Origin of the sequence: Frigoribacterium sp. VKM Ac-2530, from assembly GCF_015350835.1 — a bacterium.
Classification (GTDB): Bacteria; Actinomycetota; Actinomycetes; order Actinomycetales; family Microbacteriaceae; genus Frigoribacterium.
In genome coordinates, this window is the sequence record NZ_JADKSE010000002.1 from 670,888 (window position 1) to 683,257 (window position 12,370).

Consider the following 12,370-nt stretch of genomic DNA (forward strand, 5'->3'; position numbering starts at 1 on the left):
CCCGCGTCCCCGCACGACGCCGCACCTCACCGAAGGAATGTGAATGTCCAAGCGCATCGAGGTCAAGGACCTCAACGTCTACTACAGCAAGTTCAAGGCCGTCGAGGACGTCAACATCACCATCGAGCCGCGCACGGTCACGGCCTTCATCGGCCCGTCCGGCTGCGGCAAGTCGACGTTCCTCCGCACGCTGAACCGCATGCACGAGGTCATCCCCGGCGCCTACGTCGACGGCGAGGTGCTGATCGACGGCAACGACCTCTACAGCCCCGGCGTCGACCCGGTGCTCGTGCGCCGTCAGGTCGGCATGGTGTTCCAGCGCCCGAACCCGTTCCCCACCATGAGCATCCGCGACAACGTGCTCGCGGGCGTCAAGCTCAACAACCGCCGCATGGGCAAGGGAGAGCAGGACGACCTGGTCGAGAGCTCGCTGCAGGGCGCCAACCTCTGGAACGAGGTCAAGGACCGTCTCGACAAGCCCGGCTCGGGCCTCTCAGGCGGCCAGCAGCAGCGCCTCTGCATCGCGCGCGCCGTCGCCGTCTCCCCCGACGTGATCCTGATGGACGAGCCCTGCTCGGCCCTCGACCCGATCTCGACGCTCGCCATCGAGGACCTCATCGAGGAGCTCAAGCAGCAGTACACGATCGTCATCGTGACCCACAACATGCAGCAGGCCAGCCGCGTCAGCGACAAGACGGCCTTCTTCAACATCGCGGGCACCGGCAAGCCCGGCAAGCTCATCGAGTACGACGACACCGCCACGATGTTCTCGAAGCCCAGCGTCCAGGCGACCGAGGACTACGTCTCCGGCCGTTTCGGCTGAGCCCGGAGGCTGTGCACGGCCGACGGTCGTACGCGGCCCACGGGTCGTCGCCGGCCCGGCACGACGCGAAGGAGGCGGCCCACCTGCTGGTGGGCCGCCTCCTTCGTCGTGTGGCCGGGTCGCGCTGTCGCGGGGCCCGACCGGGTCGTGCAGCCGCTGCTAGGCGCTCTGCACGGCCATGATCGGGTCGCTCGTCGGCTGCTCGGAGCCGCCTGCGGGCTCGACCGTGAGGCCGATGGTGGCACCAGGCGTCATCTCGCCCTTGAGCACCTTCGTGACCGTCGAGTCGGTGTCCGTGTCGAACGTGCCGGCAGGCACGGCACCGTCGGCGCCGATGTACCAGAGCTCGTACGTCTTGTCGCCGGGCAGCGAGGTGAGGCCGTCGAGGACGACCGCCGAGCGCTTGAGCTCGTTCGACCAGACCAGCGTCGCCGTGCCGCCGGTGCTGACGTCGGCGACGGTGCGCTGGAAGTCGCCTGCCGCGTAGATCTCGTCGATCGAGGAGGCGGTGGCCTCCTGCTGCTGGCTCGGGCCGGTGACCTCGGACAGCAGCGCGCCTCCTCCGAAGAAGAGCGCGGCGGCTGCCGCGGCGACGCCGAGCATCGCGACGGGCCGGGTGAACCAGCGGGCACGGGCGGCGCCGGTGGGCTCGAGCACGCGGGCAGCGGTCTCGGTCTCGCTCGGCTCCATCTCGGGGACGGCGTGACGGCCGGGGCGGGCGATCTCGTGGTCGTCACCCGCGCCTCCTGCGACCGGGGTCGCGGCCGGCGTCTGCGAGGCAGAGTCGGAGGTGGTCTGGGCGGGCAACTGAGGCAGCCCGACGATGGCGTCCATGATGCTCGCGCGGAGGGCGGCCGAAGGCATCACGGGCGGTGCCGCGTGGGCGAGCAGCAATGCGGTCTCTCTCAATTCGGTCACTTCCCTTCTGGTGCTCTCGGACTCCTCCAGCAGAGTCTCGAAGTCGTGTCGTTCGTCGTCGCTCAGGGCGTCGAGCGCGTAGGCGCCCGACATCGCCTCGAGCGAGTCGTGGGGCGGGTTCCCGCCGGTGGTGGAGTCGTCGCGGTAGGTCACGATGCCACTCCCATCTCGTCGCGCAGGCGGATCATGCCGTCGCGCAACCTCGTCTTGACGGTGCCGATCGGCACCCCCAGCATCGCGGCCACCTCGCTGTGGCTGTAGCCGCCGTAGTACGCCAGCCTGACGGCCTGGCTCTGGAGCTCCGTGAGTCGTCCCAGTGCACGCTCGACGCGCTCGTGCTCGATCCGGATCTCGACCGACTCGGTGACCGAGTCGTAGCCGGGCTCCAGGTCGCGGACGCCGATCTTGAGGTCTCGGTCGCGGCCGGCCTGCGAGGCGCGGACGCGGTCGACGGCCCGGCGGTGGGCCATCGTCAACATCCAGCTCGAGGCACTGCCCCGGGTGGTGTCGAAGCGAGCGGCGTTCTGCCAGATCTCGAGGAAGACCTCTTGGGTGACTTCCTCGGACTGCGAGTGGTCCTTCAGGAGGCGCTTGATCAGACCCATCACACGAGGTGCGGTCTGGTCGTACAGCTCGGCGAAGGCCACGCGATCGGCCTGGGCGACCCTGATGAGGAGCTCGTCAGGAGTCGACGCACGCGCCTGTTCCTGCGGAGTCTCGATGTCGTGGGTCACGAGCTTCAGCATGTCAGGGTTCACCTCGATCCGCTTGTGTCGGGCTGACCGTCACAGGGGAGTGACGGGTTCGTGCTGGTCTCTGGTGGTGCTGGTTCTTGCTGGTGTGAGTCGAACCCCCCGCCCGGTGACCGTCTGGGATGGCGTTCAGGCCCGGGCCGAGCGGAGGGAACGACCGCGTCGTCCCGCCAGTCAGGGCGGCGGGAAGTCAGCAGAGGATCTCTCGATCCCTCACGCTCATGGTTCGGCACCGGGGGGCTGCTGGTTTGGGCGAGTTTGCCCCGGGTGCACGGAACGCCTGGCGGGGCCTCTGCCTCCGTGGCCGAGTGGTCGACAACGGTCGGTCACCACGTCGGGAGGGACCATTTCGGACCGCTCGACCGCGTGCCCCGGGTGGAGGAACGAGGACGGGACCCCGGATCAGCCGAGCGGGATGGTCACGCTCGGTGAGGAGGAAGAGGGTGTCGGGCCGCAGGAACGCCTCTCGGCGCGAGGCCGCTCGAAGCGGCTAAATTTGGAGCCCGGGGTTTCTACGGCCCGACAGTGAACGAGTGTAACCGTCGTCGCCGGGCCTCGCTCGGGCGTTCGCCCGGTGCGAACGCTGAGCGTCAGTCGCCGCCTCCTCAGCTCCGCTCCGGCCTTCGCCGCTCCGCTCCGGTCCTCGAGGACGTCGCCGCGCCTCCTGTGGCGTCACCCTCGAAATTTGAGAGTGATCCGGCCCGGAGGAGGCGCCGCGCCTGTCGAGCAGGCCAGACCGAGTCCCGATCTGTCTCGCTCTGAGACGGCGGGTGCCGATCGCGTTGGTGCGCGGCGCCGATCCACGCTGCGCCAGCCGAGACTGCGTCAGTCGAGGCTGCCGTCGCGCCAGAGCGCGGCGCACGCGGTGAGGTCGACACCGAGCTCCGAGAGGCGGAGCGCGCGCCGGGTCAGCGTCGAGGCGAGGTCGGAGCCGATCGAGTCCTGCTCGTCGGCCACGGTCGTGGCACCCGCCGAGGCGAGCCGGCAGAACGCCGCGCCGCGCTCGAGCGCGACCGCGAAGTCACCGTCGAACACCCCGCGGAGGATGAGGTCGGCCAGTGCGAGCACCTCGGCCGGGGTCGCGGGCGTCGGGGCCCCGGCGACGATCGGGTCGATGGTGGTCGACGTCTCGACGCCGCGGTCGAAGAGGTAGGTAACCTCCTCGGGCGCCTGGCGGATGACGGCGCGCACGAGGTAGATGCGCCACAGGGCCCCCGGCAGGGTGTGCGGCGCCGCCCGTGCCCACAGCTCGGCGACGACGTCGATGCCGTGCTCGTCGCTGAACGAGACGAGCCGGTCGAGGATCTCGGGCTGAGGGTCGTGCTTGACCCGGGCGACGAGGGCGGCCGCCGACTCGTGGGCGATCCGGTTCACGGTCGCCGGGTCGTCGCCTCCCTGGAACGCCTCGAAGGCGGCGCTGGGGAACTGGGTCGGGCGGTGGAAGTCTCTGGGCATCGCCTCGACGATACGCGCGTGCACCGACAGCGGCGTGTGGATCGGGCGTCGCCGCCCGTGGTCGCTCGTCGTCGCTCGTCGTCGCTCACGGCCGCGAAGGAGGCGCGCTGCCGGCCCGCGAGGACGCCCGCGATCACGTATCCTCGACCACTGAGGGCCTCTAGCTCAGTTGGCAGAGCATCGGACTTTTAATCCGCGGGTCGTGGGTTCGAGCCCCACGGGGCCCACGAACGACGAAGGCGACACCCCAGCTCCACCGGGTGTCGCCTTCGTCGCGTCGAGGACGCACCAAGAGTCGGCTGCCGACGCCGGAGACGAGCGTGCCCCCGACCGGCGGAGCCAGCGGGGGCACGGTGCACCGGGAGCGGCTCCGGTCCCCGGATCAGGTGGGGAACGGCGCGCGGACCTCCCGGCGACTTGTGTCCGGTAACCAGCCGAACGGATACACGCTAGCGCCCGGACGAGCAGATCCGGGTGTGCGTCAGGGACCACCTGCGCATACTGGACAACAGGTCAGCGGGTCGGTTTTGCCGGGCGACATGTGTTGCACACCTGCATCTGTGCCTCCCCGACGGCGGTGGGGCGACAGCGACGCGATGACGACGAGACCACGCCGCACATCGCGGAGCGTCGTCGCGATCACGTCTCCTACGCCTGCGCCTGCGCCGGGACGCCCGAGGCCCCCGCGGCGACCCGCCGGATGCCCCACGCCGCCGTCCACGTCTCGCCCGGCTCGAGCCAGAGGAGCCCCTCGCCGGTCGCGAGCGCGTTCGGCGGCGCCGTCATCGGCTCGACCGCCACGGCCAGCCCCTCGACCCCCGCGCGCGGGAAGTTCCGCGGCGTGAACACCTGCACGTACGGGAACGCCTCGTCCTGCCAGAGCTCGGTCGCCGTGCCGTCGGGCGCCGTCAGGCGTGTGCGGCGCACGCCGTCGGCACCGGGCTGCACGTCGCGGTAGGGGGTGTCGAGGTCGAGGTCGCCGAGCCGGGGCCCGCCACGGAGGTCGGCCGGCGTGCCCGCCACGGGCGACGTGCCGGTCGGGATGCCGCGCTCGCTGACCTCGTACCGGGTCGCCGCCTCCAGCGTGATCGTCAGCGTCGCCGGGTCGTGCGGGCCGACGCGCAGGAACGGGTGCGAGCCGACGGCGAACGGCGCACGGGCTGCACCGAGGTTCGAGACGGTGTGCACCACCCGCATGCCGTCGGCGACGAGCTCGTGCCGCACCGTCGTCTCGAGGGTGAACGGCCAGCCGTGCTGCGGGTACACCGTCGCCGCGAGCGTCACCGCGTGCGGCTCGACGTCGACCGCCCGGTACGCCGTGTACCGCAGCAGCCCGTGGCTCGCGTTGCCCTTCGCCGGCTCGGTGAGGTCGAGCTGCAGCTCGCGCCCGTCGAGGGTCCAGCGGCCGCCGTCGACGCGGTTCGGCCAGGGGAACAGCGTGATGCCGCAGGCCGACGGGGGCGTCTCGTCCTCGGCGAACGTCTCGGCAAGCCCCTCGCCGTCGACGGCCAGGGCGCGCAGCCCGGCGGCGACCTCGGTCACCGTCGCCGTGACGACGCGGCCGTCAGCCTCGAGCCTCAGCTCGTGCTGGTGCCCGGTGGGTGGGGTCGTCATGGTCGTCCCTTCGTCGTGAGCGTCGCGACCGTGGTGAGCGTCGTCGCAGGAGGTGCGGGTGCGGAGTGCAGGAGGCGCAGCCGTGCCGGCGGCCGACACCGCGCCTCCGGCGTCAGCCTGCCAGGTCGTCGGCCGCCCCGGCCGGGCCGGGGCCGTCGTCGGGCAGCTCGGCCTCGACGACCTCGAGCCCTGCTCGCCGCAGGGCGGCGACCTGCTCGGCGTCGGCGTCGGCGGTGATGAGCGCCTCGAACCGGTCGAGCGGGCCGATGACGCCCAGGTGCGCCTCGCCGAGCTTGCCGCCGTCGGCGACGATGTACGAACGCCGGGCTGTGGTGGTCATGAGGCGCTTCAGGTCGGTCTCGGGCAGGTTGACGTTGGTCGCGCCGTGCTCGGCGTGCACGCCGGTGCAGCCGATGAAGGCCAGGTCGGCGGTGATCGAGCTGAAGACGCTGGTGGCCAGGGGGTTCACGAGCGAGTGCTGCAGGGGCCGGAGCGTGCCGCCCGAGACGATCACCGTGAAGCGGGGCACGGCCTGCTCGAGGGCCAGCGCGATGGTCAGCCCGTTGGTGACGACGACGACCCCCTCGAGGTCGTGTCGGTCGAGCAGTGCCAGGGCGATCTGCGTCGTCGTGGTGCCGACGTCGATCACGACGCAGTCGCCCGACCGCACGAGCGAGGCGGCGCGGACGCCGATCGCCTTCTTGGCGTCGGTGCCGACCGCGCTCTCCTCCTCGAAGGGGCGCTCGACCGGCCGGTCGACGGAGAGGGCGCCGCCGTGGACGCGCGACAGCAGGCCCTCGGCGGCGAGGCTCTCGAGGTCGGTGCGGATGGTCACCTCGGAGAGCCGGAACTCGCGCGCCAGCTCGGAGGTCGAGACGAACCCTCGGCGGCCGACCAGGTCGGCGATGCGGCCGCGCCGACGCTCGCCGGGCAGCGGGGCGTCGTCGGGGTTGCGGGTCACCCCTCGATCTTCGTATGCTTTCACCTGCTTTCGCAAGTGCAAGTCGCGGGGGCGTCCGCAGGCCCACCCCCGCCCCCGAGGAGGCACCATGGCGTCGATCGCCATCCGCCCGACGACACTGGCCGACGGCCGTGAGCTCATCTACTTCGACGACGCCGACACCTCCCTCGGCGCCGAGCGTCGTGCCGACGCACGCGTGCTCGACCCGCGGCCCGAGACCGCCTCGATGCGCCAGGACCCGCTCACGGGCGAGTGGGTCTCGATCGCGGCCTCGCGTCAGAACCGCGTGTTCCTGCCGCCGGCCGAGCTCGACCCCCTGGCCCCCGCCTCCTCGACGAACCCCTCCGAGATCCCCGACCTCTACGACGTCGCGGTCTTCGAGAACCGCTCCCCGTCGTTCGGCCCGACCCTCGACGGGCCCGACGCCCCTGCCGGTCTCGCCGACCTGGCCGAGGTCGGCCTCGGCCGCACGCGCCGCAGCGTCGGCCGCTGCGAGGTCGTCTGCTTCAGCCCCGAGACGCACGGCTCGTTCGCCGGCCTCAGCGACTCCCGTGCCCGCACGGTCGTCGAGGCGTGGGCGCACCGCACCGAGGCCCTCTCGGCGCTGCCCGGCGTCGAGCAGGTCTTCCCGTTCGAGAACCGCGGCCAGGCCATCGGCGTGACCCTGCACCACCCGCACGGCCAGATCTACGCCTACCCCTACGTGACGCCGCGCACCTCTGCGCTGCTGCGCAGCATCGACGCCTACGGCCCCGACCTCTTCGCCGACCTGCTCGCGAGCGAGCGCACCGGTCCGCGCGTCGTCCTCGCCGGCGAGCACTTCACGGCGTTCGTGCCGTTCGCCGCGCGCTGGCCCATCGAGATCCACCTGCTCCCTCACCGCCACGTGCCCGACTTCGCGGGCCTGACGAGCGACGAACGCGACGAGCTCGCGGTCATGTACAAGCGCCTCCTCGCGGGCCTCGACGCCCTCTACGGCGACGAGACGCCCTACATCGGCGCCTGGCACCAGGCTCCTGTCAACGTCGGACGCGACACCGTCCGCCTGATGCTGCAGATCACGTCCCCGCGACGTGCCGAGACGAAGCTGAAGTTCCTGGCGGGCTCCGAGGCCGCGATGGGAGCCTGGGTGGGCGACCTCGTGCCCGAGGTCCAGGCCGACCGACTGAGAGAGGCGATGACGCGCTGATGGACACCACCCCCGACACCGCAGGAGGCGCGGCCCGCGCCACCGAGACCGGTCACGCCCGCGACTTCGCCTCCGTCTTCGACACCGCCGTCGCCGGTCGGTGGTCGGCGCCCGGCCGCGCCAACCTGATCGGCGAGCACACGGACTACAACGACGGGTTCGTGTTCCCGTTCGCGATCGACCGCCGCACGGTCGTGACCGTCGGCGTGCGTGACGACCGCCTCCTCCGCGTCGCCAGCACCTTCGACGAGGGCGTCCACGAGATCTCGCTCGACGAGCTCGACCCGGCGCGCATGGACGGCTGGTCCGCCTACGTCTTCGGCATCGCCTGGGCGCTCTCCGTCGCGCCGACGCGCGCCGCGTCGCCGTCGTTCGCCGCCGCCGGCGGAGACCTCTCGACCATCGACCTGTCGTCGGTGCCCGGGCTCGACCTGTTCGTCACCTCCGACGTGCCGATCGGCGCGGGGCTGTCGTCGTCCGCCGCGCTCGAGTGCTCGGTCGCCGTCGCGATGACCGAGCTCTGGGGCCTCGACGTGAACCGCGCTGCCCTCGCCGCCGTCGGCCAGCTGTCCGAGAACGAGGCCGTGGGCGCGCCCACCGGAATCATGGACCAGTCCGCGTCGCTGCTGGGCCAGGCCGACTCGGCCGTGTTCCTCGACTGCCGCAGCCTCGACGCCGACGTCGTCGACCTCGGCTTCGACGCGGCCGGCCTCGAGATCCTCGTCGTCGACACGCACGTCGAGCACGCCCACGCCACCGGCGGCTACGTCGATCGCCGCACCTCGTGCGAGCGCGGCGCCGAGGCACTCGGCGTCAGCTCGCTGCGCGACCTCGACGTCGACGACCTGACCCGTGCCGCCGAGGTGCTCGACGACGAGACGTTCCGCCGTGTGCGCCACGTGGTCACCGAGAACCAGCGCGTGCTCGACACCGTGCGCACCCTGCGAACCGACGGCGCCGAGGCCATCGGCGCGCTGCTCGACGCCTCCCACGTCTCGATGCGCGACGACTTCGAGATCTCGGTGCCCGAGCTCGACCTCGCGGTCTCCACCGCCCAGGCGGCCGGAGCCGTCGGCGCGCGCATGACCGGCGGCGGCTTCGGCGGCTCGGCGATCGCGCTCGTCCGCTCGGCCGACCGCGACGCCGTCGCGTCGGCCGTGACCGCCGCGTTCGCGGAGGCCGGCTTCACCGCGCCCACCGTCTTCACGGTCCACCCCGCCGAGGGCGCGCGCCGCGACGCCTGACGCGACCCGCACGGCACGAGCGCAACTTACGCGAAAAGGGACGAAGTAGGGCTGGGCCCGCCCCTACTTCGTCCCTTTTCGAGCAGCTCCGGCGCGCAGCGGGCGCCGCGCCTCAGGCGACGCGCTCGGCGGCCTCCACCACGTTGGCGAGCAGCATCGCGCGGGTCATGGGGCCGACTCCCCCGGGCACCGGCGACAGGGCGCCCGCCACGGCGGCCACGCCCGGGTCGACGTCGCCGCGCAGCTTGTACTTGCCGGTCTCCTCGTTGAGGACACGTGTGATGCCCACGTCGATCACGGTCGCTCCGGGCTGCACCCAGTCCGGCTTGACCAGCCCGGCCACCCCGGCGGCGGCCACGACGATGTCGGCCCGGCGCACCTCCGCGGCGACGTCGGCCGTGCGCGAGTGCGTCAGCGTGGCCGTCGCCTCGAGCCGAGTCAGCAGCAGCCCGAGCGGACGCCCCACCGTCAGCCCCTGGCCGACGATCGTCACGTGCGCACCGGCGATCGGCACGTCGTAGGCGCGCAGCATCGCGACGATGCCGCGCGGCGTGCAGGGCAGGGGCGTGTCGATGGAGCCCTTGCCCCCGGGCACGGCGAGCACGAGCTCGCCGAGGTTGACGGGGTGCAGGCCGTCGGCGTCCTTGGCGGGGTCCATCAGCTCGAGCATCGCCGTCGGGTCGATGCCCTCGGGCAGCGGCAGCTGGATGATGAAGGCCGTCACGGCCTCGTCCGCGTTCATCGTCTCGATCGCGGCGCGGATCTCGGCCTCGGACGCCGTGTCGGGCAGGTCGATGCGGATCGACTCGATCCCCACCTCGGCGCAGTCGCGGTGCTTGCCCGCGACGTACGACAGCGAGCCGGGGTTGGCCCCGACGAGGATCGTCCCGAGCCCCGGCGCCGTGCCGCGTGCTTTCAGCGCGTCGACGCGCTCGCGCAGGTCGGCCTTGACGGTCGCGGCCAGGGCCGTGCCGTCGATCTTGACGGCGCTGCCCGGCCCGGCGATCAGCGGCCGTCCCTGCTCGTCGACGTCGACGTCGACCCCGACGGCACCGGCAGGCGAGGGCCCCGCGCCGACGGCGGCACCACCGGAAGGCACGACGCCGGCACCAGCACCGACGACCGCGGCCGCACCAGCACCGGTGACCGCGGTCGCACCGGCAGCAGCACCGGCAACGGCAGCACCGGCAGCACCGGCAGGGGCAGCAGCCGCAGCGGCACTCGGTGCAGCAGCAGCCGCAGCCGCAGCCGCACGGTCAGCCGTGCCGGCCGGCTCACGGGACGAGGAGGCGCCGGTCGCGTCGACCGGGCCCACGCCCGTGCTCACGCGTAGAGCGGGAACGCGTCGGTCAGCGCCTTCACCCGCGCGGCCAGCGCGGCGATGTCGGGCTCGGGCATCAGCGTCGCGGCGATGATGTCGGCGACCTCGGCGAACTCGGCGTCGTCGAAGCCGCGCGTCGCGAGGGCGGACGTGCCGATGCGGACGCCGGAGGTGACCATCGGCGGGCGAGGATCCCACGGGACCGAGTTGCGGTTCACGGTGATGCCGACCTCGTGCAGGAGGTTCTCCGCCTGCTTGCCGTCGACCTCGCTGGCGCGCAGGTCGACGAGCACGAGGTGCACGTCGGTGCCGCCGGTGAGCACGTCGACGCCGGCCTCCTTCGCGTCGGCCTGCATCAGGCGCGCGGCGAGGGCCTTGGCGCCGCGGATGGTGCGCTCCTGGCGGTCCTTGAACTCGGGCTCGGCCGCGAGCTTGAACGCGGTCGCCTTGGCGGCGATGACGTGCATCAACGGGCCGCCCTGCTGACCGGGGAACACCGCCGAGTTGAGCTTCTTGAAGAGCGGCTCGTGGTTCGACAGGATCACGCCCGAGCGGGGACCGGCGAGCGTCTTGTGCACGGTCGACGAGACGACGTGGGCGTGCGGCACGGGCGAGGGGTGCAGGCCGGCGGCGACGAGCCCGGCGAAGTGCGCCATGTCGACCCAGAGGTACGCGCCGACCTCGTCGGCGATGGCACGGAAGGCCTCGAAGTCGAGCTGGCGGGGGTAGGCCGACCAGCCGGCGATGATCACCTTGGGCTGGTGCTCGATCGCCTGGCGACGCACGACGTCCATGTCGATCAGGTACGTCTCGGGGTCGACTTCGTACGCGACGGCCTCGTACATCTTGCCGCTGAAGTTGAGCTTCATGCCGTGGGTCAGGTGGCCGCCGTGCGACAGCTCGAGACCGAGGATCGTGTCGCCGATGTCGGCGAGCGCCGCCAGCACGGCGGCGTTGGCCTGGGCGCCCGAGTGGGGCTGCACGTTGGCGAAGTCGGCGCCGAACAGCGACTTGGCGCGCTCGATGGCCAGGTTCTCGGCGACGTCGACGAACTCGCAGCCGCCGTAGTAGCGGCGGCCCGGGTAGCCCTCGGCGTACTTGTTCGTGAGCACGGAGCCCTGCGACTCGAGCACGGCACGCGGCACGAAGTTCTCGGAGGCGATCATCTCGAGGTAGTCGCGCTGGCGGCCGAGCTCTTGCTCGAGCACGGCGGCGATCTCGGGGTCGACCTCGCTGAGGGGGGCGTTGAAGGTCGAGGGCAGCTTCTGGCCGGCGCTGGTGCCGGCCGCAGTGGTGCCGGCGGCGCTGGCGGTGGACTCTGACTGGATCGTCATGGCGGGTCTCTCTCTACACGGTCACGGGACGAGGGCGGCACGAGGTGCCGGTTCTTCAGGTGGTGAGGTGGCCCAGGCGTACGGCCACGTACCGTGTGTGCGTCGCTCCCCGATGGTGACCATCTGAACGCCAGTCGCGACGGGTCGATCATATCTCGGCGGGCTGGGCGGATGCGAGACTGGGGCGATGCTGGACCGCACCGCCACCTCCTCGTCCGACGTCCGGTTCCGCACCGGCATGACCGGCTGGCTCCGGTGGCCGCTGGCGGCCGTGATGCTCGCCCTCGCCGTGTTCTCGTGGGTCGCGCCGGGCGACGACGCCAGCACCTCCGAGCGGACCGTCGGGCCCCTGGTGCTCGTGCTCGTCGCGGTGGTGCTCGCGTCGATGGGCGTCACGGTCAGGGCCGACCGCGAGCGCCTCCTCCTCGCGTTCACGCCTTTCTACCGGCGGTCGGTGGCACGTCAGGAGATCGTCTCGGTCACGGCCGAGACCTGGAGCCCGATCAGCTTCGGGGGCTGGGGCGTCAAGGGCTGGGCGCGGTCGAGCAAGGGGCTGCTGCTGAACGCCTCGCTCGGGCGTCGCGGCGACCAGGGCCTGCGCGTCGTCACGACCGACGGGCGCACCTACAACGGCGAGGTGCCCGACCCGGTCGGTGCGGCCGTGAGGGTGCGCGAGCTGCTGGACGTGCCGGAGGCGTCGGTCGCCACCCGCTGACCGGCGGCGGCCGGCGCGACGGCCGGCCTGCGAGAGGCGCCGGA

General features: G+C 72.2%; 11 protein-coding genes, 1 tRNA gene and 1 riboswitch. Of the genes, 5 read left to right on the plus strand and 7 right to left on the minus strand.

Annotated elements, in window-relative coordinates; translation table 11 throughout:
* Window positions 1-43: 43 nt before the first annotated feature.
* Window positions 44-823, plus strand: coding sequence for a phosphate ABC transporter ATP-binding protein PstB (gene pstB, locus ITJ48_RS12060; RefSeq protein ID WP_123547836.1), 780 nt, complete (start codon window positions 44-46; stop codon window positions 821-823).
* A gap of 159 nt (window positions 824-982) precedes the next feature.
* Here pstB and ITJ48_RS12065 read toward each other — a convergent pair whose 3' ends face one another.
* The 3 genes from ITJ48_RS12065 to ITJ48_RS12075 all read right to left on the minus strand — a co-directional run bounded on the left by ITJ48_RS12065 (window position 983) and on the right by ITJ48_RS12075 (window position 3,948).
* Complete coding sequence (locus tag ITJ48_RS12065) at window positions 983-1,894, minus strand: anti-sigma factor domain-containing protein (protein WP_194613854.1); 912 nt, start codon at window positions 1,892-1,894, stop codon at window positions 983-985.
* Window positions 1,891-2,487 (minus strand): ECF RNA polymerase sigma factor SigK, encoded by a 597-nt coding sequence (sigK, locus tag ITJ48_RS12070; RefSeq protein WP_194613855.1) that lies wholly within the window; start codon window positions 2,485-2,487, stop codon window positions 1,891-1,893. Before sigK ends, ITJ48_RS12065 begins: the two co-directional genes overlap by 4 nt.
* Window positions 2,488-3,318: 831 nt before the next feature.
* On the minus strand, window positions 3,319-3,948 hold the full coding sequence (locus tag ITJ48_RS12075; protein ID WP_133738326.1) for a DNA-directed RNA polymerase subunit beta: 630 nt from the start codon (window positions 3,946-3,948) through the stop codon (window positions 3,319-3,321).
* 154 nt (window positions 3,949-4,102) lie between these two features.
* Between ITJ48_RS12075 and ITJ48_RS12080 the strand changes: the two genes are divergently transcribed.
* Window positions 4,103-4,175: transfer RNA gene (locus ITJ48_RS12080), tRNA-Lys, on the plus strand.
* Between the two features lie 421 nt (window positions 4,176-4,596).
* On the opposite strand, the gene ITJ48_RS12085 is transcribed toward ITJ48_RS12080, so the two are convergent.
* A complete protein-coding gene (locus tag ITJ48_RS12085; RefSeq protein ID WP_194613856.1) occupies window positions 4,597-5,562 on the minus strand; it encodes an aldose 1-epimerase family protein in 966 nt (321 codons plus the stop codon).
* 112 nt (window positions 5,563-5,674) lie between these two features.
* Window positions 5,675-6,523, minus strand: a complete 849-nt coding sequence (locus ITJ48_RS12090) for a DeoR/GlpR family DNA-binding transcription regulator (RefSeq protein WP_370544906.1) — start codon at window positions 6,521-6,523, stop codon at window positions 5,675-5,677.
* 88 nt (window positions 6,524-6,611) lie between these two features.
* Between ITJ48_RS12090 and galT the strand changes: the two genes are divergently transcribed.
* Both galT and galK read left to right on the plus strand, forming a co-directional pair.
* Complete coding sequence (gene galT, locus ITJ48_RS12095) at window positions 6,612-7,712, plus strand: galactose-1-phosphate uridylyltransferase (protein WP_194613857.1); 1,101 nt, start codon at window positions 6,612-6,614, stop codon at window positions 7,710-7,712.
* Window positions 7,712-8,956 (plus strand): galactokinase, encoded by a 1,245-nt coding sequence (gene galK, locus ITJ48_RS12100; protein WP_194613858.1) that lies wholly within the window; start codon window positions 7,712-7,714, stop codon window positions 8,954-8,956. The genes galT and galK overlap by 1 nt, the downstream gene beginning before the upstream one ends.
* 112 nt (window positions 8,957-9,068) lie before the next feature.
* Here galK and ITJ48_RS12105 read toward each other — a convergent pair whose 3' ends face one another.
* Window positions 9,069-9,962, minus strand: coding sequence for a bifunctional methylenetetrahydrofolate dehydrogenase/methenyltetrahydrofolate cyclohydrolase (locus tag ITJ48_RS12105; protein ID WP_194614458.1), 894 nt, complete (start codon window positions 9,960-9,962; stop codon window positions 9,069-9,071).
* Between the two features lie 317 nt (window positions 9,963-10,279).
* The gene (glyA, locus tag ITJ48_RS12110; RefSeq protein ID WP_194613859.1) at window positions 10,280-11,611 is read right to left on the minus strand and encodes a serine hydroxymethyltransferase; all 1,332 of its coding nucleotides are present in this window, start codon (window positions 11,609-11,611) and stop codon (window positions 10,280-10,282) included.
* A gap of 63 nt (window positions 11,612-11,674) precedes the next feature.
* Window positions 11,675-11,759, minus strand: a riboswitch (ZMP/ZTP riboswitch).
* Between the two features lie 39 nt (window positions 11,760-11,798).
* Here glyA and ITJ48_RS12115 point away from each other — a divergent pair.
* Window positions 11,799-12,326: a hypothetical protein gene (locus tag ITJ48_RS12115; protein WP_194613860.1), complete on the plus strand. Its 528-nt coding sequence runs from the start codon at window positions 11,799-11,801 to the stop codon at window positions 12,324-12,326.
* Window positions 12,327-12,370: the final 44 nt, after the last annotated feature.